Source organism: Stenotrophomonas sp. NA06056 (assembly GCF_013364355.1).
In the GTDB taxonomy this organism is placed as follows: Bacteria; Pseudomonadota; Gammaproteobacteria; order Xanthomonadales; family Xanthomonadaceae; genus Stenotrophomonas.
Genome location: NZ_CP054931.1, coordinates 3410135 through 3436566, shown reverse-complemented (window position 1 = coordinate 3436566; position 26432 = coordinate 3410135). Strand labels below are relative to the sequence as shown.

At 63.6% G+C, this 26432-nt stretch carries 35 protein-coding genes; 31 read left to right on the top strand and 4 right to left on the bottom strand.

From position 1 onward, the window contains the following. Window positions 1-19 precede the first annotated feature (19 nt). The 29 genes from tuf to HUT07_RS15445 all read left to right on the top strand — a co-directional run bounded on the left by tuf (window position 20) and on the right by HUT07_RS15445 (window position 16529). Window positions 20-1210, top strand: a complete 1191-nt coding sequence (gene tuf, locus HUT07_RS15585) for an elongation factor Tu (RefSeq protein WP_100463176.1) — start codon at window positions 20-22, stop codon at window positions 1208-1210. 333 nt (window positions 1211-1543) lie between these two features. Continuing rightward, the gene (gene rpsJ, locus HUT07_RS15580) at window positions 1544-1855 is read left to right on the top strand and encodes a 30S ribosomal protein S10 (protein ID WP_010341589.1); all 312 of its coding nucleotides are present in this window, start codon (window positions 1544-1546) and stop codon (window positions 1853-1855) included. 11 nt (window positions 1856-1866) lie between these two features. Further along, the gene (gene rplC, locus HUT07_RS15575; RefSeq protein WP_176021668.1) at window positions 1867-2517 is read left to right on the top strand and encodes a 50S ribosomal protein L3; all 651 of its coding nucleotides are present in this window, start codon (window positions 1867-1869) and stop codon (window positions 2515-2517) included. A 12-nt stretch (window positions 2518-2529) separates the two neighbouring features. Further along, window positions 2530-3135, top strand: coding sequence for a 50S ribosomal protein L4 (rplD, locus tag HUT07_RS15570; protein WP_176021667.1), 606 nt, complete (start codon window positions 2530-2532; stop codon window positions 3133-3135). Beyond that, window positions 3132-3431 (top strand): 50S ribosomal protein L23, encoded by a 300-nt coding sequence (gene rplW / locus HUT07_RS15565; protein ID WP_025879303.1) that lies wholly within the window; start codon window positions 3132-3134, stop codon window positions 3429-3431. Before rplD ends, rplW begins: the two co-directional genes overlap by 4 nt. 10 nt (window positions 3432-3441) lie before the next feature. Further along, window positions 3442-4269, top strand: coding sequence for a 50S ribosomal protein L2 (gene rplB / locus HUT07_RS15560; RefSeq protein ID WP_004145339.1), 828 nt, complete (start codon window positions 3442-3444; stop codon window positions 4267-4269). Between the two features lie 6 nt (window positions 4270-4275). Further along, window positions 4276-4545 carry a 30S ribosomal protein S19 gene (gene rpsS / locus HUT07_RS15555; RefSeq protein ID WP_108767850.1) on the top strand — a complete coding sequence of 90 codons (270 nt, stop codon included), beginning with the start codon at window positions 4276-4278 and terminating at the stop codon, window positions 4543-4545. Between the two features lie 12 nt (window positions 4546-4557). Next, entirely contained in the window at window positions 4558-4893 is a 336-nt protein-coding gene (rplV, locus tag HUT07_RS15550) for a 50S ribosomal protein L22 (protein WP_004145348.1), read from the top strand. A gap of 18 nt (window positions 4894-4911) precedes the next feature. Then, window positions 4912-5646: a 30S ribosomal protein S3 gene (gene rpsC / locus HUT07_RS15545; RefSeq protein ID WP_176021666.1), complete on the top strand. Its 735-nt coding sequence runs from the start codon at window positions 4912-4914 to the stop codon at window positions 5644-5646. 5 nt (window positions 5647-5651) lie between these two features. Next, the gene (gene rplP / locus HUT07_RS15540) at window positions 5652-6065 is read left to right on the top strand and encodes a 50S ribosomal protein L16 (RefSeq protein WP_025879305.1); all 414 of its coding nucleotides are present in this window, start codon (window positions 5652-5654) and stop codon (window positions 6063-6065) included. After that, window positions 6065-6250: a 50S ribosomal protein L29 gene (gene rpmC / locus HUT07_RS15535; protein WP_025879306.1), complete on the top strand. Its 186-nt coding sequence runs from the start codon at window positions 6065-6067 to the stop codon at window positions 6248-6250. Before rplP ends, rpmC begins: the two co-directional genes overlap by 1 nt. Window positions 6251-6261: 11 nt before the next feature. Further along, window positions 6262-6531 carry a 30S ribosomal protein S17 gene (rpsQ, locus tag HUT07_RS15530; RefSeq protein WP_004145355.1) on the top strand — a complete coding sequence of 90 codons (270 nt, stop codon included), beginning with the start codon at window positions 6262-6264 and terminating at the stop codon, window positions 6529-6531. Between the two features lie 12 nt (window positions 6532-6543). Next, entirely contained in the window at window positions 6544-6912 is a 369-nt protein-coding gene (gene rplN, locus HUT07_RS15525) for a 50S ribosomal protein L14 (protein WP_025879307.1), read from the top strand. A gap of 16 nt (window positions 6913-6928) precedes the next feature. Beyond that, a complete protein-coding gene (gene rplX / locus HUT07_RS15520) occupies window positions 6929-7246 on the top strand; it encodes a 50S ribosomal protein L24 (RefSeq protein ID WP_025879308.1) in 318 nt (105 codons plus the stop codon). Window positions 7247-7257: 11 nt separating this feature from the next. Continuing rightward, the gene (gene rplE, locus HUT07_RS15515; protein WP_025879309.1) at window positions 7258-7800 is read left to right on the top strand and encodes a 50S ribosomal protein L5; all 543 of its coding nucleotides are present in this window, start codon (window positions 7258-7260) and stop codon (window positions 7798-7800) included. 18 nt (window positions 7801-7818) lie between these two features. After that, entirely contained in the window at window positions 7819-8124 is a 306-nt protein-coding gene (gene rpsN / locus HUT07_RS15510; protein WP_089239001.1) for a 30S ribosomal protein S14, read from the top strand. A gap of 233 nt (window positions 8125-8357) precedes the next feature. After that, window positions 8358-8756 carry a 30S ribosomal protein S8 gene (rpsH, locus tag HUT07_RS15505; protein ID WP_025879311.1) on the top strand — a complete coding sequence of 133 codons (399 nt, stop codon included), beginning with the start codon at window positions 8358-8360 and terminating at the stop codon, window positions 8754-8756. Between the two features lie 17 nt (window positions 8757-8773). Beyond that, on the top strand, window positions 8774-9298 hold the full coding sequence (rplF, locus tag HUT07_RS15500; RefSeq protein WP_176021665.1) for a 50S ribosomal protein L6: 525 nt from the start codon (window positions 8774-8776) through the stop codon (window positions 9296-9298). Window positions 9299-9384: 86 nt separating this feature from the next. Then, window positions 9385-9738: a 50S ribosomal protein L18 gene (gene rplR / locus HUT07_RS15495; protein WP_176021664.1), complete on the top strand. Its 354-nt coding sequence runs from the start codon at window positions 9385-9387 to the stop codon at window positions 9736-9738. 161 nt (window positions 9739-9899) lie between these two features. Then, entirely contained in the window at window positions 9900-10442 is a 543-nt protein-coding gene (gene rpsE, locus HUT07_RS15490) for a 30S ribosomal protein S5 (RefSeq protein ID WP_025879314.1), read from the top strand. Continuing rightward, entirely contained in the window at window positions 10435-10626 is a 192-nt protein-coding gene (gene rpmD / locus HUT07_RS15485) for a 50S ribosomal protein L30 (RefSeq protein WP_025879315.1), read from the top strand. The genes rpsE and rpmD overlap by 8 nt, the downstream gene beginning before the upstream one ends. Window positions 10627-10630: 4 nt before the next feature. After that, on the top strand, window positions 10631-11074 hold the full coding sequence (rplO, locus tag HUT07_RS15480; protein WP_089239007.1) for a 50S ribosomal protein L15: 444 nt from the start codon (window positions 10631-10633) through the stop codon (window positions 11072-11074). Between the two features lie 7 nt (window positions 11075-11081). Beyond that, a complete protein-coding gene (gene secY, locus HUT07_RS15475) occupies window positions 11082-12449 on the top strand; it encodes a preprotein translocase subunit SecY (protein WP_025879317.1) in 1368 nt (455 codons plus the stop codon). A gap of 346 nt (window positions 12450-12795) precedes the next feature. Further along, on the top strand, window positions 12796-13152 hold the full coding sequence (gene rpsM / locus HUT07_RS15470; RefSeq protein ID WP_025879318.1) for a 30S ribosomal protein S13: 357 nt from the start codon (window positions 12796-12798) through the stop codon (window positions 13150-13152). Between the two features lie 11 nt (window positions 13153-13163). Continuing rightward, window positions 13164-13553 (top strand): 30S ribosomal protein S11, encoded by a 390-nt coding sequence (rpsK, locus tag HUT07_RS15465; protein WP_004145443.1) that lies wholly within the window; start codon window positions 13164-13166, stop codon window positions 13551-13553. Window positions 13554-13568: 15 nt separating this feature from the next. Further along, a complete protein-coding gene (gene rpsD, locus HUT07_RS15460; RefSeq protein ID WP_025879319.1) occupies window positions 13569-14198 on the top strand; it encodes a 30S ribosomal protein S4 in 630 nt (209 codons plus the stop codon). 55 nt (window positions 14199-14253) lie between these two features. Then, window positions 14254-15252, top strand: a complete 999-nt coding sequence (gene rpoA / locus HUT07_RS15455; protein ID WP_004145453.1) for a DNA-directed RNA polymerase subunit alpha — start codon at window positions 14254-14256, stop codon at window positions 15250-15252. A gap of 197 nt (window positions 15253-15449) precedes the next feature. After that, a complete protein-coding gene (gene rplQ / locus HUT07_RS15450) occupies window positions 15450-15833 on the top strand; it encodes a 50S ribosomal protein L17 (protein WP_176021663.1) in 384 nt (127 codons plus the stop codon). A gap of 189 nt (window positions 15834-16022) precedes the next feature. Then, window positions 16023-16529, top strand: a complete 507-nt coding sequence (locus tag HUT07_RS15445; protein WP_176021662.1) for a disulfide bond formation protein B — start codon at window positions 16023-16025, stop codon at window positions 16527-16529. A 114-nt stretch (window positions 16530-16643) separates the two neighbouring features. Here HUT07_RS15445 and HUT07_RS15440 read toward each other — a convergent pair whose 3' ends face one another. After that, window positions 16644-18770 carry a TonB-dependent receptor gene (locus tag HUT07_RS15440; protein WP_176021661.1) on the bottom strand — a complete coding sequence of 709 codons (2127 nt, stop codon included), beginning with the start codon at window positions 18768-18770 and terminating at the stop codon, window positions 16644-16646. A gap of 223 nt (window positions 18771-18993) precedes the next feature. Here HUT07_RS15440 and HUT07_RS15435 point away from each other — a divergent pair, with 223 nt between their 5' ends. Beyond that, the gene (locus tag HUT07_RS15435; protein ID WP_176021660.1) at window positions 18994-20385 is read left to right on the top strand and encodes a 3-deoxy-7-phosphoheptulonate synthase class II; all 1392 of its coding nucleotides are present in this window, start codon (window positions 18994-18996) and stop codon (window positions 20383-20385) included. A 653-nt stretch (window positions 20386-21038) separates the two neighbouring features. After that, a complete protein-coding gene (locus HUT07_RS15430) occupies window positions 21039-22226 on the top strand; it encodes a mechanosensitive ion channel family protein (protein WP_254898880.1) in 1188 nt (395 codons plus the stop codon). A gap of 75 nt (window positions 22227-22301) precedes the next feature. On the opposite strand, the gene HUT07_RS15425 is transcribed toward HUT07_RS15430, so the two are convergent. The 3 genes from HUT07_RS15425 to typA are packed head-to-tail and all read right to left on the bottom strand — an operon-like array spanning window position 22302 to window position 26292. Then, window positions 22302-23924, bottom strand: a complete 1623-nt coding sequence (locus tag HUT07_RS15425; protein ID WP_176021659.1) for an amidase — start codon at window positions 23922-23924, stop codon at window positions 22302-22304. 41 nt (window positions 23925-23965) lie between these two features. Next, window positions 23966-24433 (bottom strand): DUF2127 domain-containing protein, encoded by a 468-nt coding sequence (locus HUT07_RS15420; protein ID WP_176021658.1) that lies wholly within the window; start codon window positions 24431-24433, stop codon window positions 23966-23968. 11 nt (window positions 24434-24444) lie between these two features. Beyond that, on the bottom strand, window positions 24445-26292 hold the full coding sequence (gene typA / locus HUT07_RS15415; RefSeq protein ID WP_025879437.1) for a translational GTPase TypA: 1848 nt from the start codon (window positions 26290-26292) through the stop codon (window positions 24445-24447). Between the last annotated feature and the right edge of the window lie 140 nt (window positions 26293-26432).

Below are 26432 nucleotides of genomic sequence, written 5' to 3'. Positions count from 1 at the left end.
AACTAAAAGGTAGAACGAAATGGCAAAGGGTAAGTTCGAGCGCACCAAGCCGCACGTCAACGTCGGCACCATCGGTCACGTCGATCATGGCAAGACCACGCTGACCGCCGCACTGACCAAGATCGGTGCCGAGCGCTTCGGTGGCGAGTTCAAGGATTACTCCGCGATCGACGCCGCGCCGGAAGAAAAGGCACGTGGCATCACGATCTCGACCGCGCACGTCGAATACGAATCCACCGTCCGTCACTACGCCCACGTCGATTGCCCGGGCCATGCTGACTACGTCAAGAACATGATCACCGGTGCTGCCCAGATGGACGGCGCGATCCTGGTGTGCTCGGCCGCTGACGGCCCGATGCCGCAGACCCGCGAGCACATCCTGCTGTCGCGTCAGGTCGGCGTGCCGTACATCGTCGTGTTCCTGAACAAGGCCGACATGGTTGACGATGCCGAGCTGCTGGAACTGGTTGAAATGGAAGTCCGCGAGCTGCTGAGCAAGTACGACTTCCCGGGCGACGACACCCCGATCATCTCGGGTTCGGCCCGTCTGGCGCTGGAAGGCGACCAGAGCGAGATCGGCGTGCCGGCCGTCATCAAGCTGGTCGAGGCGCTGGACACCTGGATCCCGACCCCGGAGCGTGACGTCGACAAGGCATTCCTGATGCCGGTCGAAGACGTGTTCTCGATCTCGGGCCGCGGCACCGTGGTGACCGGTCGTATCGAGCGCGGCGTGATCAAGGTCGGCGAAGAAATCGAAATCGTCGGCATCCGTCCGGTGCAGAAGACCACCGTGACCGGCGTGGAAATGTTCCGCAAGCTGCTGGACCAGGGCCAGGCAGGCGACAACGCCGGTCTGCTGCTGCGCGGCACCAAGCGTGACGACGTCGAGCGTGGCCAGGTTCTGGCCAAGCCGGGTTCGATCAAGCCGCACACCAAGTTCGACGCCGAAGTCTACGTGCTGTCGAAGGACGAAGGCGGCCGCCACACCCCGTTCTTCAAGGGCTACCGTCCGCAGTTCTACTTCCGTACCACCGACATCACCGGTGCGGTCGAGCTGCCGGAAGGCGTCGAGATGGTGATGCCGGGCGACAACATCAAGATGGTTGTCACCCTGATCAACCCGGTCGCCATGGACGCCGGCCTGCGCTTCGCAATCCGCGAAGGTGGTCGTACCGTCGGTGCTGGCGTGGTTGCCACCATCCTCGAGTAATCTGTTAGACTCTGCGCCCCGATGTTGCCTGGGTAGGGCATCGGGGCGTATCAAACGGGAAAGTAGGCACAGGATGTGCCTTGTGTTCCCCGGACCAGGAAGGGTCAATGCCATTCAGGCGGCGTCAACAGGAGACTGTTGACAGCTGCCTTGCGTGCCATTATGCTTCTCCGTCTGGGCAGGCCGGTTTCACGGGTCTGCCTGTGCTTTTGGGGTCTACGGATTGACCTTGTCGGCCTGCGGGAGTGCAGGCCGTCTGCATTCAAGGATTTCATGGGGCAAAGCAACCCAGAGGCTTTGTCTGTCGCTCTTTTATCGAAGGAACCTACCGCCATGGCGGACCAAAAGATCCGGATCCGGCTGAAAGCGTTCGATCATCGTCTGATCGACCGTTCGGCCAGCGAGATCGTTGAGACGGCGAAGCGGACCGGCGCGCAAGTGCGTGGCCCGATCCCGCTGCCGACCAAGATCGAGCGTTACACCATCCTCGTCTCCCCGCACGTCGACAAGGACGCGCGTGACCAGTACGAGACCCGCACGCACAAGCGCGTGCTCGATATCGTTGACCCGAATGACAAGACCGTGGACGCGCTGATGAAGCTCGAACTGGCTGCCGGCGTCGACGTTCAGATCAAGCTGACCTGAGGACTACGACCATGACGAAGAAGTATTCGTTGGGCTTCGTGGGCCGCAAGGCTGGCATGAGCCGCGTGTTCACCGAAGATGGTCGTTCCATCCCGGTGACCCTGATCGAAGCAACCCCCAACCGCATCGCGCAGATCAAGACCGTCGAGTCTGACGGCTACAGCGCCGTGCAGGTGACCGTCGGTGCGCGTCGCGCTGCCCTGGTCAACAAGCCGGAAGCCGGCCACTTCGCCAAGGCGAAAGTGGAAGCGGGCCGTGGCCTGTGGGAATTCCGCGTTGAAGATTCCCAGCTCGGCGATTTCGCCGTTGGTGGCGAAGTCAAGGCGGACATCTTTGAAGTCGGCCAGATCGTCGACGTCCAGGGTGTCACCAAGGGTAAGGGCTTCCAGGGCACCATCAAGCGCTACAACTTCCGTATGGGTGACGCTACCCACGGCAACTCGCTGTCGCATCGCGCGCCGGGTTCGCTGGGTCAGCGCCAGACGCCCGGCCGCGTGTTCCCGGGTAAGAAGATGTCCGGTCACATGGGCGCCGTGCAGCAGAGCACCCAGAACCTGGAAGTTGTCAAGGTCGACGTCGAGCGCGGTCTGATCGCAGTTCGCGGCGCCGTTCCGGGCGCGGCGGGTGGCGACGTGATCGTCCGTCCGGCGAGCAAGGCATAAGGAGAGATGACGATGGAACTCGTTATCACGGGTAGCAATAACAAGGTCTCGGTCTCCGACGCCGTGTTCGGTCGCGATTTCAGCGAAGATCTGGTTCACCAGGTTGTCGTTGCTTACCGCAACGCCGGTCGCGCCGGCACCAAGGCGCAGAAGACTCGCTCCGAAGTGGCAGGTACCACCAAGAAGTCGAAGAAGCAGAAGGGCGGCGGCGCGCGTCATGGCGCACTGACGGCTCCGATCTTCGTCGGCGGCGGTGTCACCTTCGCGGCAAAGCCGCGCAGCTTCGAGCAGAAGGTCAATCGTAAGCAGTACCGTGCCGCCATGTGCGCGATCCTGTCCGAGCTGAACCGTCAGGGCCGTCTGACCATCGTGGAGTCCTTCGATGTCGAAGTGACCAACACGAAGGGTCTGATCGCCAAGCTGGCCGGCCTGGAAGTGGGCAAGCGCCCGCTGATCGTCACTGAAGAAGCCTCCGAGCACCTGTACCTGTCGGCTCGCAACATTCCCTACGTGGAAGTGCGTGACGTCCAGGGCCTGGATCCGGTGTCGCTGGTCGGTGCCGACACGGTCGTCATCACCGCTGACGCGGTCAAGAAGGTCGAGGAGTGGCTGGCATGAACAGCAACGAAAAAATCTTCAGCGTGCTGCTCGCCCCGCGTGTCTCCGAAAAGACCGCGCGCCTGCAGGAACTCTCCAATCAGTACGTCTTCGAAATTTCGAACGAAGCCACCAAGGCCGATGTAAAGGCCGCGGTTGAGCAGCTGTTCGACGTCAAGGTCGAAGCAGTCAACGTGGTCAACGTCAAGGGCAAGAACAAGTCCTTCCGTAACCGTGCTGGCCGCCGCGGCGATTGGCGCAAGGCGTACGTTCGCCTGGCCGACGGCCAGTCGATCGATGTAACGGCCAAGGCCTGAGGTACATCCCATGCCATTGATGAAATTCAAGCCCACTTCCCCCGGCCGCCGTTCGGCCGTGCGCGTGGTTACTCCCGACCTGCACAAGGGTGCTCCGCACGCCGCACTGGTCGAGTCGCAGAGCCGCTCGGGTGGTCGTAACCACCATGGCCGCATCACCGTGCGTCACGTCGGTGGTGGTGCCAAGCAGCACTACCGCATCATCGACTTCAAGCGCAACAAGCTGGGCATCCCGGCGCGCGTGGAACGCATCGAATACGATCCGAACCGCACCGCCCACATTGCTCTGCTGTGCTACGTCGACGGTGAGCGTCGCTACATCATCGCCCCGAAGGGCCTGAAGGCTGGTGATCAGGTGATCGCTGGTTCGGACGCCCCGATCAAGGCTGGCAACACCCTGCCGCTGCGCAACATCCCGGTCGGCACCACCATCCACTGCATCGAGCTGAAGCCGGGTAAGGGCGCTCAGATCGCCCGTGCTGCGGGTGCTGCGGTGCAGCTGGTCGCTCGTGAAGGCATCTACGCCACCCTGCGCCTGCGCTCGGGTGAAATGCGCAAGGTTCCGGTCGAGTGCTGCGCAACCATCGGCGAAGTCGGCAACGACGAGCACAGCCTGGAAAAGCTGGGCAAGGCCGGTGCCAAGCGCTGGCGCGGCGTCCGCCCGACCGTTCGTGGTGCTGCCATGAACCCGGTTGACCACCCGCACGGTGGTGGTGAGGCGAAGGCCGGCCAGGGTAATCCGCATCCGGTCACCCCGTGGGGTGTTCCGACCAAGGGTTACAAGACGCGCCATAACAAGCGCACTCAGCAGTTCATCGTCCGCGATCGTAGGGGCTAATCGACCATGGCACGTTCACTCAAGAAGGGCCCGTTTGTCGATCACCACCTGGTTGCTAAGGTGGCTGCCGCTGCGGGTAGCAAGCGTCCGGTCAAGACCTGGTCGCGTCGTTCGATGATCCTGCCTGACATGGTAGGCGTCACCATTGCCGTGCATAACGGCAAGAACCACATCCCGGTTCTCGTCAACGAGAACATGGTCGGCCACAAGCTCGGCGAATTTGCCATCACCCGGACCTTCAAGGGTCACGGTGGTGACAAGAAGTCGGGCAAGTAAGGAGAGATGACAATGGAAGCGAAAGCCATCCTGCGCACCGCGCGCATCTCCCCGCAGAAGGCACGTCTGGTCGCTGACCAGGTGCGCGGTCTGCCGGCCGAGCGTGCCGTCAACCTGCTGAAGTTCTCGGACAAGAAGGCTGCCCACCTGATCAAGAAGGTGGTGGAGTCGGCTATTGCCAATGCCGAGAACAACCAGGGCGCCGACGTCGACGAGCTGAAGGTTCAGACCATCATGGTAGATGAAGGTCCGACCCTGAAGCGTTTCATGGCGCGGGCGAAAGGCCGCGGTACCCGCATCCTCAAGCGCACCAGCCACATCACTGTGGTTGTGGGCGCCGCCAAGTAAGCGGATAAGGAAAAGACCATGGGTCATAAAGTTCATCCGGTTGGTATCCGCCTCGGCATTTCCAAGGACTGGAACTCCAAGTGGTACGCCAACAAGGCCGAGTTCGCTGGTTACCTGGCAGCCGACCTGAAAGTGCGCGACATGCTGCGCAAGAAGCTGGCTCAGGCCGGCATCAGCAAGATCCTGATCGAGCGTCCGGCCAAGACCGCTCGCGTGACGATCCACACCGCCCGTCCGGGCGTGGTGATCGGCAAGCGCGGTGAGGACATCGAGAAGCTGCGCAAGGAAGTGAGCGAGATGATGGGCGTCCCGGCGCACATCAACGTCACCGAAGTGCGCAAGCCCGAGCTGGACGCACAGCTGGTTGCCGAATCGATCGCGCAGCAGCTGGAGCGTCGCATCATGTTCCGCCGTGCAATGAAGCGCTCGGTCGGCAACGCGATGCGCCTGGGTGCCCTGGGCATCAAGGTCAACGTCGGTGGCCGCCTCAACGGTGCAGAAATCGCCCGTTCGGAGTGGTACCGCGAAGGCCGCGTGCCGCTGCACACGCTGCGTGCCGACATCGACTATGGCTTCGCTGAAGCCAAGACGACCTACGGCATCATCGGCATCAAGGTCTGGATCTACAAGGGCGAGGTCTTCGATTTCTCCCAGGTTGGCCAGGAAAAGCAGGACGACACCCCGTCGCGCAACGATCGTCACGATCGCGGCGACCGCGGTGACCGTCAGCGCCCGGCTCGTGAAGCGAGGTAACGACAATGTTGCAACCCAAGCGAACCAAGTACCGCAAGGTGCACAAGGGCCGTAACGAAGGCCTCAGCTGGAGCGCAAACGCTGTCAGCTTTGGCGAGTACGGCCTGAAGGCAACCGCCCACGGTCAGCTGACCGCGCGTCAGATCGAAGCGGCTCGCCGTTCGATCAGCCGCTACGTGAAGCGCGGCGGCAAGATGTGGATCCGTGTGTTCCCCGACAAGCCCATCACCAAGAAGCCCATCGAAGTTCGAATGGGTTCGGGTAAGGGCAACGTGGAATACTGGGTGGCCCAGATCCAGCCCGGCCGCATGATCTATGAAATCGAGGGTGTTACCGAAGAAGTGGCACGCGAGGCGTTCCGCCTGGCCGCTGCCAAGCTCTCGGTCACCACCACTTTCGTGACCCGGACGGTGCGCTGATGGATATCAAAACTCTCCGTGAAAAGTCGGCTGACGACCTCAAGGCCCACCTGATCGACCTGCGTAAGGAACAGTTCTCTGTCCGTATGCAGCAGGTCACCGGCCAGCTGCCGAAGACACACGACATCCGCCGGGTGCGTCGCGAAATTGCTCGCGTCAAGACCCTGCTCGGCAGCACGAAGTAAGGATGGCCGCTATGAGCGACAATACTGAAAACAAAGCGCTGCGCACGGTCGAAGGCCGTGTCGTCAGCAACAAGATGGACAAGACGGTTACCGTCCTGGTCGAGCGTCAGGTCAAGCACGCACTGTACGGCAAGTACATCAAGCGCTCGACGAAGCTGCACGCCCACGATGCCGACAACGCCTGCAAGGAAGGCGATGTCGTCCGCGTGACCGAGATTGCTCCGATGTCCAAGACCAAGAACTGGCGCGTGGTGGAAGTCATCACGCGTGCGGCTGAATAAGGAGTCTGAATCATGATCCAGATGCAGAGCTACCTTGACGTCGCCGACAATTCTGGTGCCAAGCGAGTGATGTGCTTCAAGGTGCTGGGTGGTTCCAAGCGCCGTTACGCCGGCATCGGCGACATCATCAAGGTCACCGTGAAGGATGCGATTCCGCGCGGCAAGGTCAAGAAGGGTGAAGTGTATGACGCCGTCGTGGTGCGTACCCGCAAGGGTGTGCGTCGCGCCGACGGCTCGCTGATCCGCTTCGACGGCAATGCTGCCGTTCTGCTTAACAACAAGCAGGAGCCGATCGGGACCCGTATCTTCGGGCCGGTGACTCGTGAACTTCGTTCGGAGAAGTTCATGAAGATCGTCTCGCTCGCTCCCGAAGTGCTGTGAGCGACAGGAGATAATCATGGCTAACCGTATCAAGAAGGGCGACCAGGTTGTCGTCAACGCCGGCAAGGACAAGGGTAAGCAGGGCGAAGTCGTCCGCGTCGATGGCGACCGTCTGGTCGTCGCCAACGTGAACATCGTCAAGCGCCACACCAAGCCGAACCCGCAGGCAGGTGTTGCCGGCGGCGTGGTCGAGCGTGAAGCGTCGATCCATATCTCCAACGTGAATGTGCTGAACCCGGCTTCGGGCAAGGGCGAGCGCGTTGGCTTCAAGGTGCTGGAGGATGGACGCAAACTGCGTGTGTTCCGCTCCAGCGGTGAGGCGCTCGACGCCTGAGGAATGAGAAGATGACTTCCCGTCTCGAAAAGTTTTACAAGGAAGAAGTGGTTCCGGCGCTGATGAAGCAGTTCGGTTACACCAATTCCATGCAGGTGCCGAAGCTGGTCAAAGTCACCCTGAACATGGGTGTCGGCGAAGCGGCCACCAACAAGAAGATCCTGGAAAACGCCGTTGGCGACATGACCAAGATCTCGGGCCAGAAGCCGATCGTCACCAAGTCGCGTATCTCGGTGGCATCGTTCAAGATCCGTGATGGTTGGCCGATCGGCTGCAAGACCACGCTGCGTCGCCACAAGATGTACGAGTTCCTGGACCGCCTGATCAACATCTCGCTGCCGCGCGTGCGCGACTTCCGTGGTGTTTCCGGTCGTTCCTTCGACGGTCGCGGCAACTTCAACATGGGTGTGAAGGAACAGATCATCTTCCCGGAAATCGACTTCGACGCTGTCGACGCGATCCGCGGTATGGATATCGCCATCACCACCACTGCGAAGACCGACGCGGAAGCGAAGGCGCTGCTGGCAGCGTTCAAGTTCCCGTTCCGTAACTGATTCGTCGAGGAAACCGAAATGGCAAAGACCTCCATGGTCAACCGCGACATCAAGCGGAAGAAGCTGGCTGAAAAGTTCGCTGTCAAGCGTGCTGCTCTGAAGAAGATCGTGTCCTCCCCGGACGCGAGCTACGAAGAGAAGATCGAGGCTTCCACCAAGTTGTCGAAGCTGCCGCGCGATTCGTCGCCGAGCCGCCACCGCAACCGTTGCGAACTGTCTGGCCGCCCGCGTGGCGTGTACAGCAAGTTCGGCCTGGGTCGCAACAAGCTGCGCGAAGCCACCATGCGTGGTGACGTTCCGGGCCTGCGCAAGGCCAGCTGGTAATCCCAGCCGGACCTGCCAGCGAAGGCGCCTTTGGGGGCCTTCGCAGCCGGGGAGGGGAAGCGTTCAGCTTTCCCTCTGCAAAAAACCTGAAGAGCCCGACGCAAGTCGGGCTCTTTTGGCGTATACTCCCGCGTCTTGCTCTGCGCGACGCGTAGGGGGAGGGGGCCTGGCCCGTTTCCAGGAGACAACAGATTTTCGCGAAAGCGGATATCGGTGCACTCAAAGGTACTCATATGAGCATGACTGATCCCATCGCCGACCTGCTGGTCCGCATCAAGAATGCGGCCGCGGTTGGCAAGCAGACGGTGAAAGCCCCGTCGTCCAAGATCAAGGTTGCGATCGCCCAGGTCCTGAAGGACGAGGGTTACATCGCCGACCTGCGCGTGACCGCGCTCGAGAACAACAAGTCCGAGCTGGAAATCGTGCTGAAGTATTTCGAAGGCAAGCCGGTCATCGCGACCCTGAAGCGCTTCTCGCGTTCGGGCCTGCGCCAGTACCGCGGCAAGAGCGAACTGCCGAAGGTCATGAACGGCCTGGGCATTTCCATCATTTCCACTTCCAAGGGCATCATGACTGATGCGCAGGCGCGCCAGTTGGGCGTCGGCGGCGAAGTCCTGTGCTTCGTGGCCTAAGGCGAAAGGAGTAGACCATGTCCCGCGTAGCCAAGAAGCCGATCGACCTGGGTAAGGTTGAACTGAACGTCCAGAACGACAACGTCACCGCCAAGGGCCCGAAGGGCACCCTGTCGCTGGCCAAGCCGGCTGGTATCAACATCAATGTCGAAAACGGCGTTGCCACCCTGAGCACCGACAACGTGGAGCTGATCCCGCTGACCGGTACCGTCCGCGCCATCCTGTCCAACATGGTCAAGGGTGTTTCCGAAGGCTTCGAGCGCAAGCTTGAGCTGGTCGGCGTGGGTTACCGTGCCGCGATGCAGGGCAAGGACCTCAGCCTGTCGCTGGGTTACTCGCACCCGATCGTGTTCGTGGCGCCGGAAGGCATCACCATCAGCACCCCGACCCAGACTGAAATCCTGGTCCAGGGCGCTGACAAGCAGGCCGTCGGTGAAGCTGCCGCCAAGATCCGTGCGTTCCGCAAGCCGGAACCGTACAAGGGCAAGGGCGTGAAGTACTCCGACGAAGTCATCATCCGTAAGGAAGCCAAGAAGGCGTAAGCGCGAGTCCCTCGCAAGAGCCCGCACATCCATGTGCGGACTTTCCAGGGAAAAGCCCAACCTTCAGCTTTCAAGGAAAAAACATCATGAACAAGAACATCGCCCGCCTGCGTCGCGCCAAGTCGACCCGTGCCCACATCCGTGTGCTCGGTGTGGCCCGCCTGTCGGTGCTGCGCACCGGTCAGCACCTGTACGCACAGGTCTTCACCGCCGACGGCTCGAAGGTGCTGGCTGCTGCCAACACCACCCAGGCCGACGTCAAGGAAGGCCTGAAGAACGGCAAGAACGCCGATGCCGCCGCCAAGGTTGGCCGCATCGTTGCCGAGCGCGCCAAGGCCGCCGGCATCGAGAAGGTTGCCTTCGATCGTTCGGGTTACCGTTACCATGGCCGCATCAAGGCCCTGGCTGACGCTGCCCGCGAAGCCGGCCTGCAGTTCTAAGGGATCAGGGCAGGGGGCTTGCGCCCCCGTGCCCGCCTGCTCGCCAGCCTGAGTGAGGCTGGGCGGCGCCGCTCTTCTGCAGCGGCCCACCGCAACAACGCAGCACTCCACAACCATAAGCGGCTTCGAGCCGTACATAACCCAACAACCAAGGAATAAACATGGCAGAAGAACGTCAGCAGCGGGGTCGCGATCGCGACCGTAACCGCGAAGAGAAAGTCGACGACGGCATGATCGAAAAGCTGGTCGCGGTCAACCGCGTCAGCAAGACCGTCAAGGGTGGCCGTCAGTTCACCTTCACCGCCCTGACTGTTGTCGGCGACGGCGAAGGCAAGGTCGGTTTCGGTTATGGCAAGGCACGTGAAGTGCCGGTCGCCATCCAGAAGTCGATGGAGCAGGCTCGCAAGAACCAGGTCACCGTCGATCTGAACAACGGCACCCTGTGGCACACCATCAAGGATGGTCACGGCGCAGCGCGCGTGTTCATGCAGCCGGCTTCCGAAGGTACCGGCGTCATCGCCGGCGGTGCCATGCGCGCCGTGCTGGAAGCAGTTGGCGTGAAGAACGTGCTGGCCAAGGCCACCGGCTCGCGCAACCCGATCAACCTGGTGCGTGCCACCGTGAAGGGCCTGACTGCAGCGCAGTCGCCGGCTCGCATCGCGGCCAAGCGCGGCAAGAAGGTGGAGGATCTCAACCATGGCTAATGAAACCAACAAGACCGTCAAGGTCCGTCTGGTTCGCGGCCTGCGTGGTGCCCAGGCGCGTCATCGCCTGTCGGTGCGTGCGCTGGGTCTGGGCAAGCTGAACGATGTGCGTGAACTGAAGGACAGCCCGCAGGTTCGCGGCCTGATCAACAAGGTCCACTACCTCGTCAAGGTTGAGGAATAATCCAATGACCATGCATCTGAATGAATTGAGCCCGGCACCGGGCGCGCGTAAAGAGCGCACCCGCGTCGGTCGTGGTATCGGCTCCGGCCTGGGCAAGACCTGCGGCCGTGGCCACAAGGGTTCGTTCGCCCGTAAGGGTGGCGGCAAGATCAAGGCTGGCTTCGAAGGCGGCCAGACCCCCATGCAGCGTCGTCTGCCGAAGATCGGCTTCCGTTCGCCGATCGCCAAGGACACCGCTGAAGTGCTGCTGTATCAGCTGGACAAGCTGCCGGCCGGCGAGATCGACTTCGCTGCCCTGCGTGCTGCCAAGCTGGTCCCGAGCACTGCCAAGAAGGCCAAGGTCGTCGTCAAGGGCGAAGTGACCAAGGCGTTCACCCTGAAGGGTGTTGCTGCCACGGCTGGTGCCAAGGCTGCGATCGAAGCTGCCGGCGGCAGCGTAACGGAGTAAGAAAGTCATGGCGCAAGCTGGCATTGGTAACCTCGCGGGCGGAATGGGCAAGTTCACCGAACTTCGCCAACGTTTGCTGTTCGTCGTCGGGGCTTTGATCGTCTATCGCATCGGCTGCTACGTGCCGGTGCCGGGCGTCAATCCCGATGCCATGCTTGCCATGATGCAACAGCAGGGCGGCGGCATCGTGGACATGTTCAACATGTTCTCGGGCGGCGCCCTGCACCGTTTCAGCATTTTCGCGCTGAACGTGATGCCCTACATCTCGGCATCGATCGTGATGCAGCTGGCTGTGCACATCTTCCCCGCCTTGAAGGCGATGCAGAAGGAAGGTGAGTCCGGCCGCCGCAAGATCACCCAGTATTCGCGCATCGGCGCCGTGCTGCTCGCGGTGGTGCAGGGCGGTTCGATCGCTCTGGCGCTGCAGGGCCAGGTGTCGCCGACCGGCGCACCGGTCGTGTACATGCCGGGCATGGGCTTTGTGCTTACCGCCGTGGTCGCATTGACCGCTGGCACCATGTTCCTGATGTGGGTGGGTGAACAGGTTACCGAGCGCGGCATCGGCAACGGCGTCTCGCTGATCATCTTCGCCGGTATCGTGGCGGGCCTGCCGGGTGCGGTCATCCACACCTTCGACGCCTACCGCGACGGCAACATCCAGTTCATCCAGCTGCTGCTGATCGCCATCGTCGTGCTCGCCTTCACCTTCTTCGTGGTGTTCGTCGAGCGCGGCCAGCGCCGGATCACGGTGAACTACGCGCGCCGCCAGGGCGGTCGCAACGCGTACATGAACCAGACCTCCTTCCTGCCGCTGAAGCTGAACATGGCCGGCGTCATCCCGGCGATCTTCGCCTCGAGCCTGCTGGCCTTCCCGGCCACCCTGGCCATGTGGTCCGGCCAGGCGGCCAACCAGAGCACCTTTGGCCAGACCCTGCAGAAGGTCGCCAATGCCCTGGGTCCGGGCGAGCCGCTGCACATGATCGTGTTCGCTGCGCTGATCACCGGTTTCGCGTTCTTCTATACCGCGCTGGTGTTCAACTCGCAGGAAACCGCCGACAACCTGAAGAAGTCGGGTGCGCTGATTCCGGGCATCCGTCCGGGCAAGGCCACCGCCGACTACATCGACGGCGTGCTGACCCGACTGACCGCTGCCGGTTCGGCTTACCTGGTGATCGTCTGCCTGCTGCCGGAGCTGATGCGCACGCAGCTGAATGCCTCGTTCTACTTCGGCGGTACGTCGTTGCTGATCGTGGTGGTGGTGGTGATGGACTTCATCGCCCAGGTGCAGGCGCACCTGATGTCCCACCAGTACGAGAGCCTGCTGAAGAAGGCCAACCTGAAGGGCGGCAACCGCGGCGGTTTTGCTCGCGGCTGATTAGCCTGCTATACTTTCGTCTTCCTGACGTGATGGTCCTCCGCTTCGCGGACTCCGGCCACACAAACGAAGGGCGGCCCCCGCAGCGGTTCCGGGTGGGGGTGTGATGAGGTGGTCCCGCGCTGGAGTAGCGCGGGCGGCCCGGGAGGAAACTCCAGGTCCAACCCCATCCGGCGCCGGAGCCTGGGCACACTCCCCGGGCCGGGTTCATGAAACCTCTGGTTTCACGGGCTTCCAAGTAAACCGGAACCTTGTTAGTATCACTGGTTCACTTTTTTGATCCATCCTGCCGGATCGGCGTGCCTTGAGCGCGCTGTCGGCCATCACTCAGCTGGAGAACCGCGTCATGGCGCGTATTGCAGGCGTCAACCTGCCAGCCCAGAAGCATGTCTGGGTCGGGTTGCAAAGCATTTACGGCATCGGCCGTACCCGTTCGAAGAAGGTCTGCGAAGTCGCAGGCGTCACTTCGACCACCAAGATCCGCGATCTGTCGGAGCCGGAAATCGAGCGCCTGCGCGCCGAAGTCGGCAAGTACATCGTGGAAGGCGATCTGCGCCGTGAAATCGGCATCGCGATCAAGCGCCTGATGGACCTGGGCTGCTACCGCGGCCTGCGTCACCGTCGCGGTCTGCCGCTGCGTGGCCAGCGCACCCGTACCAACGCCCGCACCCGCAAGGGCCCGCGCAAGGCGATCAGGAAGTAAGGGACCTATAAATGGCTAAGCCTGCTGCTAAGACCAAGAAGAAGATCAAGCGCGTCGTCACCGACGGCGTTGCCCACGTCCACGCTTCGTTCAACAACACCATCGTGACCATCACCGACCGCCAGGGCAACGCTCTGTCGTGGGCGACCTCCGGTGGCGCTGGCTTCCGCGGTTCGCGCAAGTCGACCCCGTTCGCAGCCCAGGTGGCTGCCGAGAAGGCCGGTCGTGCTGCGCTGGACTACGGCGTGAAGTCGCTGGAAGTCCGCATCAAGGGTCCGGGTCCGGGCCGTGAGTCGGCCGTGCGTTCGTTGAACAACGTCGGCTACAAGATCACCAACATCATCGACGTGACGCCTATCCCGCACAACGGGTGCCGTCCGCCGAAGAAGCGTCGCGTCTAAAGGGAGCGATAAGAAATGGCTCGTTATATCGGTCCTACCTGTAAGCTCGCCCGTCGCGAAGGCGCCGACCTGTCCCTGAAGAGCCCGGCGCGTGCGCTGGATTCCAAGTGCAAGTTGGAGCAGAAGCCCGGCCAGCATGGCGCCACTGCCCGTAAGGGCAAGCTGTCCGACTACGCTACCCAGCTGCGTGAAAAGCAGAAGGTCAAGCGTATCTACGGTCTGCTGGAGCGTCAGTTCCGCAACTACTACAAGAAGGCCTCGACCAAGAAGGGCAACACCGGCGAGAACCTCCTGCAGTTGCTGGAAACCCGCCTGGACAACGTTGTCTACCGCATGGGCTTCGCCGTGACCCGTCCGGCTGCCCGTCAGCTGGTGTCGCACCGCGGCGTCACCGTGAATGGCAAGTCGGTCAACCTGGCCTCGTACCAGGTCAAGGCTGGCGACGCCATCGCTCTGTCTGAAAAGGCTGCCAAGCAGCTGCGCGTCCAGGAAGCCCTGACCGTCGCCGCCCAGCATGACCTGAGCCCGTCGTGGGTTGAAGTGGATTCCGGCAAGTTCTCCGGCATCTTCAAGGCTGTTCCGGATCGTTCGGATCTGCCTGCGGACATCAACGAAGCGCTGATCGTCGAGCTGTATTCGAAGTAATTCACATTGGAGAGCCCCCGGCGACGGCCGGGGGTTCACTAGGAGAACCCGCAACATGACGGTTACCGCCAACCAGGTTCTGCGTCCTCGCGGTCCGCAGATCGAACGCCTTACCGACACCCGTGCAAAGGTCGTTATCGAACCTTTGGAGCGGGGTTACGGGCATACGCTGGGCAATGCCCTGCGTCGCGTGCTGCTGTCGTCCATCCCGGGCTTCGCCATCACGGAAGTCGAAATCGACGGCGTGTTGCATGAGTACACCACGGTCGAAGGTCTGCAGGAGGACGTGCTGGAAGTCCTGCTGAACCTGAAGGACGTGGCCATCCGTATGCACTCCGGCGACAGCGCGACGCTGTCCCTGTCCAAGCAGGGTCCGGGCGTTGTCACCGCTGCCGACATCAAGGTCGACCACAATGTGGAGATCTTGAACGGCGACCACGTGATCTGCCACCTGACCAAGGACACGGCAGTGAACATGCGTCTGAAGATCGAGCGTGGTTTCGGCTATCAGCCGGCTGCTGCGCGTCGTCGTCCGGACGAAGAAACCCGTGCCATCGGCCGTCTGGTCCTGGATGCCTCGTTCTCGCCGGTCCGCCGCGTCGCCTATGCCGTGGAAGCGGCTCGTGTCGAACAGCGCACCGACCTGGACAAGCTGGTCATCGATATCGAGACCAACGGCACCATCGACGCCGAAGAAGCAGTGCGTACCGCTGCCGACATCCTCAGCGATCAGCTGTCGGTGTTCGGTGACTTCACCCACCGCGACCGCGGTGCGGCGAAGCCGGCCAACAACGGCGTGGATCCGGTGCTGCTGCGCCCGATCGACGATCTGGAACTGACCGTGCGTTCGGCCAACTGCCTGAAGGCCGAGAGCATCTACTACATCGGCGATCTGATCCAGAAGACCGAAGTCGAGCTGCTGAAGACCCCGAACCTGGGTAAGAAGTCGCTCACCGAGATCAAGGAAGTGCTGGCCCAGCGTGGCCTGTCGCTCGGCATGAAGCTGGAGAACTGGCCGCCGGCCGGCGTCGCCAGCCACGGCATGCTGGGCTGATATAGCCTTCCTGCAGGACTGCATGGCCCCGTCGGCAACGACGGGGCCATTGCACCAAGGCAATACCGCCACGACGAACGAAGGTTCGCGGGCAGGTCGTCCAGGACGGATGGCCAGGACCAACCGCAGTCCGAGCAGCAGCGCCAGGAAGGCGACAACGATCCGCACAGCCACATCATTAACCAAGGAATATCACCATGCGTCACCAGAAATCCGGCCGTAAGTTCAGCCGTACCAGCGCCCACCGCGAAGCGATGTTCAAGAACATGGCCTCCTCGCTGTTCAAGCACGAGCTGATCAAGACCACCCTGCCGAAGGCCAAGGAACTGCGCCGCGTCGCCGAGCCGCTGATCACCCTGGCCAAGGTCGACTCCGTCGCCAACCGTCGTCTGGCCTTCGCCCGCCTGCGCGACAACGAAGCCGTCGGCAACCTGTTCACCATCCTGGGCCCGCGCTACGCGAACCGTCCGGGCGGCTACCTGCGCCTGCTGAAGTGCGGCTTCCGCGCCGGCGACAACGCGCCGATGGCCTACGTCGAACTGGTTGACCGTCCGGTCGTGGCTGAAGCCGTCGAAGAGTAATCGACGCGCGACACCCGTCATTCGGTGAAGAACCCGGCCTTGTGCCGGGTTTTTCCGTTTCTGCGGGTCGATCCCTTGGTATCTGCAGGGCGATCCGACCTGCACCGTTCCGACAGGCGTGGCGTGTGGTGGTTCGAACGGCGCCTGCTCTCGGTTACGCTTGCGGTCCGTACTACACGAGCGTTGCCGATGAATCCTCTGCGCTGGCCTTTCCGCGCCCAGTTCCTGTTGGGCTTCCTGATCTGCGCGGGCCTGCTGGGCTACGCCATCTTCCTGCAGTTGCAGATGGGGCTGGAGCCCTGTCCGTTGTGCATCTTCCAGCGCCTGGCGTTTGCGGCCCTGGGCCTGCTGTTCCTGATCGGTGCGCTGCATGGGCCGTCCAACCGTCCGGGGCGGGCGACCTACGGCGTTCTCGTCTTCATTGCCGCTGCCGTGGGCGTCGGCATCGCCGCACGCCATGTCTACGTGCAGATGCTGCCGCCGGAGATGGGTGCGACCTGTGGTCCGCCGCTGGCCTTCCTGAGCGAGACCATGGGGCCGCTGGAAGTGTTCCGCACCGTGCTGACCGGCACCGGCAACTGCGGCAACATCGACTGGACCTTCCTTGGCCTGACCATGCCGATGTGGTCGGGCGTGTGGTTCGTGCTGCTGGCGCTGTGGGCGCTGGTTGTGTCGCTGCGCAAGGTCAAGCGCTGATCCAGTCTGAAGCCACGCATGGCGTGGCTCTACCGCATATCGGCAGCCACGCATGGCGTGGCTCTACTGGGTTCTGGTAGTGCCGGCCGCTGGCCGGCGCCACCGCGCGCCAGCTCAGAAATCCTGCTGCAGGCTCAGATAGGCGCCACGACGTGGGCCCCATTGCGGCGCGAATACGCCGATGCCGCCGCCATCGCGCAGCTGGTAGCTGCGATCCAGCGTGTTGAGCACCGCCAGCTGCACATGCAGCGGATGGCCGCTGTCGGCGTTGAAGTCATGTGCGGCGCTGAGATTGAGCTGCAGGTATGACGGCAGCTCGCCGCCATTGGGCACGCCCTCGTTGTCCGAACGCAGGCCGCTGCCGTACACGTAGTTCGCACCCACCCGGTTGTGGCCGGAGAAGGCGTAGCTGATGCCACCCGAGGAAGTCAGCTTCTGGTCGTGGTCCAGGTGGATCCAGTTCTGCTGCACGTAGGCCAATGCATCCGGATCGAGGTTGTACTGGCTGGTGATGACCTGGGTGCCCATCGCCTTGTTGTAGGCGGCGTTGAAGTACGCGCTGATCGGTCCGTTGCTGTAGTCGGCGCTGAACTCCAGGCCGTGGATGTGGCCGCGCCGATAGTTGAAGGTGGAGTAGATGTAGGCGGCGCCGAACTGGCCTTCATCCTGCAGGCGGTGCACGCGCCGGTCATAGGCGTCCAGGCCGAGAGTGAGGTGGTCGCCGACCTGCTGTGACACGCCGATGTCGTAGTAGTCGCTGCGCTCGGACAGCGGCGTGTTGCTGCCGCCGGCAGGTTGCTGGTTGCTGGTGCCGTCGAACAATGCCAGATCGCTGCCGGCAACCAGTTCGCTGGCGGGTGGGGTGAAGTAGCGCGAATAGCCCGCATGCACGGTGGTGCTGCCGCTGGCATTCCAGACCACGCCCAGGCGCGGGCTGAGCTGGCCCTCGGTGTGGCCGAACGCCTTGAAGCGGTCGCCACGCAGGCCATAGTTGACGGTCCAGTCATCCCCTATCCGCCACTCATCCTGCACGTACAGCGCGGCCGTGCTGGCGTGGAAGGCGTTGCGGTCCGGGATCAGCTGCGGCGTGGTGCTGGTCTGCCGACCATCGGCATCGACCGGGAAGACCCAGCTGCTGTTGTTGGCCGCGGCATGTTCGTAGTTGCCATACAGGCCATAGCGCAGGGTGTGGTTATCGCCCAATGGTGTGGAGAAATCGGCCTGCAGGGTGTTGGCGCGGTTGCTGCGCTGGACCTGCGAGGCGACGCCGCTGAACACGAGGTCGCCGACGATGTCCGGGTTGTAGGCCACATCGCTGTAGCGCTGGCCGGCCGAGAGCTGGTACGCGGTCTGGCCCAGCGTGCCCTGCAGGACCAGCATGCCGAAGCGGGTGGTCTCGCGCTGGGTTTCGTCCAGTTGGCTGGAATCGTAGGTGGTGGTGTCCAGGTAACCGAACTGCGGGGTCTGCCCGGGGTTGACCGGGATCTGGAAGCGGTTGTTGGCAAAGCCGGCAAACACGCTCAGGCGGGTGCTGTCGTTGACCAGATAGGTCAGATCGGCAAACGCTTTCCCTTGGTGGGTATCGTCATGCAGCGGCTTGCGTGCGCTGGTGGGGTTCTCCAGCCCGACCTCGTTCTGGTCGTAGTTGCCGGTCAGGAACCAGCTCCAGCGGCCCTGGTTGCCCCACCAGGAGGCATTCGGGTTGACCTTGCCGTACGAGCCGGTGGTGATGCCGGCGCTGCCACCATTGCCCAGCTCGGCGCCACTGCGGGTCGTGATATCCACCACTGCAGCGGTGCGTTCACCGAACTGGGCCGGCAGGGCGCCGTCCATCAGGCGGATGCTCTTGATGGTGCGTGCGTCCAGGGTCTGGCCGAAGCCGGAGATCGATTCGGGCAGCAGGACGCCATTGATGCGGTACTGCAGGTTGGCGTGGTCGCCGCGTACGTGCACGCCGCCGTAGGAGTCCTGGACCACGCCCGGAGCCTGCAGCAGCACCTGGCTGAGCGGGGCAGAGGCGCCCAGGGGCTGCTTCTGGATGTCCTCGGCGGTGATCTGGTACTGGCTGCTGCCGATGTCCGGCGACAGGGCGTTGCGGGCCTGGTCGAGCTGAGCACTGACGGTGACCACGTCGAGGTCCTTGACCGCAGCCGTGCTGGAATCAGTGTCGGCGGCAAGCACGGGTTGGCTGGCCAGGATCAGGGCAAAGGTGATGGCGGTGGTGAGCAGGGAGGGCTTCATGGGAGATGGGCAGGGAAGAGGGAAGGGGCCGGTCCATGAGGAAGTGTTACTCCGTAACAACTGCGTGCCGATCATGCGCCTGTCGAGCGGTGGCGACCATGCCGTTTCTGGCCGATCACGTGGCCCCTTTCCACGCCGTTCAGGCAATCGCAGCGACGCCTGGCCCTTTGCGTCAGCGGCTGGCTCTGCGACCATGACCGCCCCCCACCCCCGGATGTCCGTGATGAGCCTGTCCGCCGTTCCGCCCGCTCCCGATCCTGCCGCCACCGCTGCTGGCGCTGCCTGGTCACCGGAGAGCTGGCGGGGCAAGACCGCGCTGCAGATGCCGACCTATCCCGATCCGGTGGCACTGGATGCCGCGCTGCACGAGTTGAAGCGGCTGCCGCCGCTGGTGACCTCGTGGGAGATCCTGGCGCTGAAGCAGCAGCTGGCCGACGCCCAGGAAGGCAAGCGCTTCCTGCTGCAGGGCGGCGACTGCGCGGAGAATTTCAGCGACTGCGAATCGGGCACGATTTCCAACCGGTTGAAGGTGCTGCTGCAGATGAGCCTGGTGCTGGTGCACGGCCTGCGCCAGCCGGTGATCCGCGTCGGCCGTTTCGCCGGGCAGTACGCCAAGCCGCGCTCGGCCGATACCGAGACCCGTGATGGCGTGACCCTGCCCAGCTACCGTGGCGATGTCATCAATGCGCCGGCCTTCACCGAAGCGGCGCGCCTGCCCGATCCGAAGCGGATGCTGCAGGCCCACGCGCATTCGGCGATGACGATGAACTTCGTGCGGGCGCTGATCGATGGCGGCTTCGCCGATCTGCACCATCCCGAATACTGGAACCTGGAATGGGTAAGCCATTCGCCGTTGGCCGCCGAGTACCAGAAGATGGTCGCCTCGATCGGCGATGCCGTGCACTTCATGGAGACCCTGGCCGGGGCCCGCGTGCACAACCTCAACCGCATCGATTTCTACACCTCGCATGAGGCGCTGCTGCTGCCCTACGAACAGGCGCTGACCCGACAGGTGCCGCGCCAGCAGGGCTGGTTGAACCTGAGCACGCACTATCCGTGGATCGGCATGCGTACCGCCGCGCTGGACGGTGCACATGTGGAGTACCTGCGTGGCGTGCGCAACCCGATCGCGATCAAGGTCGGCCCGTCGGTGACGCCGGACCAGCTGCTGCGCCTGATCGATGTGCTCAATCCGGATGACGAGCCGGGCCGTCTCAGCTTCATCCATCGCATGGGCGCGGCGCAGATCGCGCAGAAGCTGCCGCCGCTGCTGGACGCGGTCAAGCGCGATGGTCGTCGTGTGCTGTGGGTGTGCGATGCGATGCACGGCAATACCGAGAGCACGGCCAACGGCTTCAAGACGCGGCGCTTCGACAACGTGCGTGGTGAGGTGGAGATGTCGTTCGACCTGCACGCGGCTGCAGGCACCCGCCTGGGCGGCGTGCATCTGGAGCTGACCGGTGAGGATGTGACCGAATGCACCGGCGGTGCGCGCGAACTGACCGAGCGTGACCTGGAGCGTGCGTATCGTTCGACCGTGGACCCGCGGTTGAACTACGAGCAGTCGCTGGAGATTGCGATGGCGATCGTGCGCAAGCAGGAGCAGGTGCGGTAAGGGTTTTTCGGCAGGGCTTGCAGCCCTGCACCTGCCGAGGCAAGAGCAACAGCAACGGCAGAAGCGGGCATTCCGTGGGATGGCGGGGCGGTGTGGGTGGTCAGGACACGCCGTAAACCCGTCCATGGGGGCTCGATGGCGCCATCCATGGCGCCAACGGTCCTGCCCACCCACACCGCCCCGCCTCTGACAGATTCCGGCGGCTGTTGGTAGGTGTCGACCTTGGTCGACACGGTAGATCCACGCCATGCGTGGATGCTTTTGGATTCCAGTTCGAAATATTCGATTCCGATGGAGATTCATCCACGCATGGCGTGGATCTACTGCAGATCGCGGAGATCTGTCGAAGGCGGGGTGGGTCCGGTTGCGGGGGCGTGAGCCGCATGGGCCCGAGGCATGCCTCGGGCGGGTTGGGCAGGACGCCCAACCCCGGTCTTGCCGTGTGCGCAGGACAGCGCACACGAGCAAGCGGCGACCGAGCCTCCATGGACGGATTCACGGCGTCCCCCGCAACCGGACCCATCCCGCCATCCCACAGGAAACCCGCTTCTGCTTCGGCTGTTGCTGTTGCTTCGGCTCGCAGCAGGTGCAGGGCTGCAAGCCCTGCCGACCAACACCCTTCTTACGAACGACTGACGTGACGCTCATGCGCCATGCGCGAGGCTGTCCGCTTGGCTGTTCGAGTGGAGGTGGCAACGGTGCACTGGCAAAGCGCACAGGCCTATGCATGGCCGTTGGGATTGGCAGCAGTGGTGGGTGGCATCGGCGCGTGGTTGATCCTGTGGATCTACCACCGGCTGAAAGGTCGTGATCGTCGGCGCGCCCGCATCGGGCGTGTGCTTGGGCTGCCAATGGCCACCGCATGGCCGCTGCTGCTGTTGATTCCTGCGCTGCAGGCCACGCCGCTGCAGGATCCTGTGCTGGGTAATCTGCAGCATGTGCTGCACATCGCGTTGACCGCGTGTTTCATCTGGTTGCTGGTGCGTGCGGTCGCCGCGGGTGAACGCGCGATCCTGCGCAGCCATCCCATCGATGTCTCCGACAACCTGGAGGCACGCCGCATCCAGACCCAGACACGGGTGCTCAGTCGCGTGTTGATGGGCGGCATCATCGTGCTCGGTGCCTCGCTGGTGCTGTTGACCTTCCCGATGGTGCAGAAGATCGGTACCGCGCTGCTGGCCTCGGCGGGCCTGATCGGCCTGGTGGCGGGTATCGCCGCCAAGCCGGTGTTCGGCAACCTCATCGCCGGTCTGCAGATCGCAGTGACGCAGCCGATCCGCCTGGATGATGTGGTGATCGTGGAAGGTGAGTGGGGCCGCATCGAGGAGATCGGCAGCAGCTACGTGGTGGTGCGCATCTGGGACGAGCGGCGCATGGTGGTGCCGTTGACCTGGTTCATCGAGCACCCGTTCCAGAACTGGACGCGGCGCAGCGCCGATCTGCTCGGCACGGCCTTCCTGTGGCTGGACTACCGGGCACCGATCGCGGCGATCCGTGCCGAGCTGGAGCGCATCTGCCAGGGCCAGCCGCTGTGGGATGGGCGGGTGTGCGTGACCCAGGTGACCGAAACCAGCGAGCGCGCGATCCAGGTGCGGCTGCTGGTCAGCGCGCGCAGTTCCGGTGATGCATTCGACCTGCGCTGCCTGGTGCGCGAGCGCATGCTGGATTTCCTCGCCCGTGAACATCCGCAATCGCTGCCGCAGGTGCGTGCGCGCCTGCAGCGGGACGACGAACTGGATATGCCGCGGATGCAGCGTGCAGGCAGCGCCGATGTGCGCTCGCCGGGTGCGGAGGATGGTGAGGCGGCCATTGCGCCGGTGGAGCCGGGCCCAGAACGGTAGCGCCGGGCCATGCCCGGCGAGCGCAGCGGTGACCCTCAGGCCGCCGGGCATGGCCCGGCGCGACCAAGAGCCAGCTCAGGGATCGCCGGATTCGATAAGCGTATCGGTATCAAAGCGCGGCGGGCGCCGGGCGCGGGTGCGCTGCTCATACGCGTAGGCCATTTCGATCAACTTCGGTTCGCTCCAGGCCGTGCCCATGAACAACAGCCCCGCCGGCAGGCCATCGATCTGGCCCATGGGCACGCTCAGGCTGGGGTAGCCGGCGACGGCGGCGACACTGTAACTCTCGCCGGGGAAGTCATCGCCGGTGCTGCGCAGGGGCCAGGCCACACCGGTCGTGGGTGCGACCAGCGCATCCAGCTTCTGCGATGCCAGCACGGCGTCGATGCCTTCCGGGCCCGCCAGCCGCCGCGCATCGCTGCGCGCGCGGATGTAGGCGGGATCTGCCAGGCCAGGGGTCGCCTCGGCTTCCTGCAGCAGCTCCTGGCCGAACTGGCCCAGTTCCTGGCCTTTGTGCGCCTCGTTGAAGGCGATCAGCCCGGACAGGCTGCGCAGTGGCGCCTGGTACGTACTGAAGTAGCGTTCCAGTCCGGCCTTGAATTCGTACAGCAGGACGATGCGCTCGGCATCGGCCCAGGCGCCCGGATTGGGCAGTTCCACCGGCACCACCACCGCGCCGGCGCGACGCAGCTCGGCGACGGCCTGCTCAACCAGCGGTGGCATCCCGCGATACGTCAGCAGGGGTGTGTGCAGCAGGCCGATGCGCTTGCCGCGCAGGCCCTGCGGATCCAGTCGTGCGGTGTAGTCGTAGACCGCGCGGCCAGGCATGGTCGCGGTGGCGGGATCGGCGTCATCACGGCCGGCGATAGCGGTCAGCACGGCGGCGGCGTCGGCGACGCTGCGGGTCATCGGGCCGGCGGTGTCCTGGCTGAAGGAGATCGGGATGATGCCTTCACGGCTGACCAGCCCGACAGTCGGCTTCAGACCGACCACGCCGTTGACTGCCGCCGGGCAGACGATGCTGCCATCGGTTTCAGTGCCGATTGCCACGCTGGCGAGGTTGGCGGCCACGGCCACCGCGCTGCCGCTGCTGGAACCGCAGGGCGAATGACTGAGGCGGTAGGGATTGCGGGTCTGGCCGCCGCGCGCGCTCCAGCCGGAGATGGAGTCGTTGCCGCGGAAGTTGGCCCACTCGCTGAGGTTGGTCTTGCCCAGCACCACCGCGCCCGCTTCGCGCAGGCGCCGGACCAGGTAGGCATCGCCGGGGCGGAAGCCCTGCAGGGCGAGCGAGCCGGCACTGGTGGCCATGGGCGCGGCGTTGATGTTGTCCTTCAGCAGGATCGGGATGCCATGCAGGGGGCCGCGCAGGCGGCCGTTACGCCGCTCGCGATCACGCTCGGCGGCTTCCTTCAGGGCATCGGGATTGAGCTCGATCACCGCACGCAGGCGCGGACCGGTACGGTCCAGCGTGGCGATGCGCTTGAGGTAGGCGTGGGTGAGGGTGGTGCTGTCCAGTTCGCCGGCGACCATCCGTGCCTGCAGGTCGGAGACGTCGGTCTCGGCGTAGGCGAAGGGCACGTTGCTGCTGCCCGGTTCGGCAGCGTGGGCGCTGGACGCGGCCGGGCTGCAGCCAGCAGCAAACACCGCAGGCAGTGCGGCGATCAGACAGGACAGGAGGGGCGGCAAGGACAGGCGCATGGGGCAGCTTCGACGGCTCCGATCCCCAGTGTAGCGGCTGCTTAGCGGCGGCGCTTGCGCAGGTCGCGCGCCAGCACATAGACGACGATCAGGTTGATCGCCAGCACGGCCCACGAGGCCCAGCCGGGATGGCGGACGATCGCGTAGATATCGAAGGGCAGGTAGATGGAGGCGGTCAGGCAGCCCAGCCAGGAGGCCCATGCCTTGGCTTTCCACAGACCCCAGGCTTCGACCAGGTGCAGCAGGCCGTAGCCGATCATCGCCGCCGCGGCCAGGTGCACCGCGTCGGGACTGATGGCATTCAACAACGAGGGCAGGGTGCCGTGATCCGGGTCCAGGCTGAAACGCCGGATCAGGGCATTGACGCCGTTGCGGAGCGGCTGCGGACCGAGGATTTCCAGTCCGGTAGCCGCCAACAACGCCAGCATCGCCTTGCTCGCTTCGAGCAAGGCGATGACATGGAGTCCCGGATGCCGATGCGGATCCGGGTTGTAGCCGTTCTGGCTCACGGTTCGCTGGATCAGCCGCCGCGCGAGTTCTTCTTGCGGTCGCTTTCGGTCAGGAACTTCTTGCGCAGACGGATCTCCTTCGGGGTGATCTCGACCAGCTCGTCGTCCTCGATGAAGTCCAGGGCCTGTTCCAGCGAGTACTTGATCGCCGGGGTCAGCTGGATCGCATCGTCCTTGCCCGAAGCGCGCATGTTGGTCAGCGGCTTGGTCTTGATCGCGTTGACGGTCAGGTCGTTGTCCTTGGAGTGGATGCCGACCAGCTGACCTTCATACACGTTGTCGCCTTCAGCAGCGAACAGCTTGCCGCGTTCCTGCAGCGGGCCGAGCGAGTACGCCGGGGTGGTACCCGGGGCATTGGCGATCATCACACCGTTGATGCGCTTGGCGATCGCGCCCTGTTCCTTCGGACCGTAATGGTCGAACACGTGGAACAGCAGGCCCGAACCCTGGGTGAGGGTCTTGAACTCGTTCTGGAAGCCGATCAGGCCACGGGCCGGGATCTGGTATTCCAGGCGCACACGGCCCTTGCCGTCCGATTCCATGTTCTTCAGCTGGCCCTTGCGGGTGCCCAGCTTTTCCATCACGCCGCCCTGGTGGACTTCTTCGATGTCCACCACCAGCTGCTCGATCGGCTCCATGGCCTGGCCGTCGATCTGCTTGATGATCACTTCCGGACGCGACACGGCCAGCTCGTAGCCTTCACGACGCATGTTCTCGATCAGCACCGACAGGTGCAGTTCGCCACGGCCGGAGACCAGGAACTTGTCGGCGTCTTCCAGCTGTTCGACCTTCAGGGCCACGTTGTGGACCTGCTCGCGGTCCAGGCGGTCCTTGATCTGGCGGCTGGTCAGGAACTTGCCACCGGACAGGTCCTTGTTGCCGGCGAACGGCGAGTTGTTGACCTGGAAGGTCATCGAGATGGTCGGCTCGTCGACGGTCAGTGCCGGCAGCGCTTCCGGGGTTTCCGGGTGGCACAGGGTGTCGGAGATGGTCAGTTCCGGAATACCGGAGATGGCGACGATGTCACCGGCTTCGGCGGTGTCCTGCTCGATGCGCTCCAGGCCCAGGAAGCCCAGCACCTGCGCGACCTTGCCGTTGCGCTTCTTGCCTTCACGGTCGATCACCGCGACCTGCATGTTCTTCTTCAGGGTGCCGCGCTGGATGCGGCCGATGCCGATCACGCCCACGAAGTTGTTGTAGTCCAGCTGGCTGATGCGCATCTGGAACGGACCTTCCGGATCCACTTCCGGCTTCGGTGCATGCTGCATGATCGCTTCGTACAGCGGGGTCATGTCGCCGTCACGCACGGTGTCTTCCAGGCCGGCGTAGCCGTTCAGGGCCGAGGCGTAGACGATCGGGAAGTCGAGCTGCTCATTGGTGGCGCCGAGCTTGTCGAACAGGTCGAAGACCTGGTCGATCACCCACTCCGGACGCGAGCCCGGACGGTCGACCTTGTTGACCACGACGATCGGCTTGAAGCCCATCGCGAAGGCCTTCTGGGTGACGAAGCGGGTCTGCGGCATCGGGCCGTCCATCGCGTCGACCAGGATCAGCACGGTGTCGACCATCGACAGCACGCGCTCGACCTCGCCGCCGAAGTCGGCGTGTCCGGGGGTGTCGACGATGTTGATCCGGTTCTTGATACCGGTCTTCTTGTCTTCCCAGGTGATGGCCGTGTTCTTGGCCAGGATGGTGATGCCGCGTTCCTTTTCCTGGTCGTTGCTGTCCATCACGCGCTCGGCGAGGACGGTACGCTCGGACAGGGTGCCGGACTGCTTCAGCAGCTGGTCGACCAGGGTGGTCTTGCCATGGTCGACGTGAGCGACGATGGCGATGTTGCGAAGATTTTCGATGGACATACGAAAGGGGGCCAGTCGGCGCCGGATTTGGAAAAAGAAGTCCAACATTATACGTCGAACTTGACGATTGGCGAAAACCTGGATTTCAGACCTGCTGAGGTCCCCATTCAGCCTGGGCCCCGGCGCTGCCCGTCCGCGGG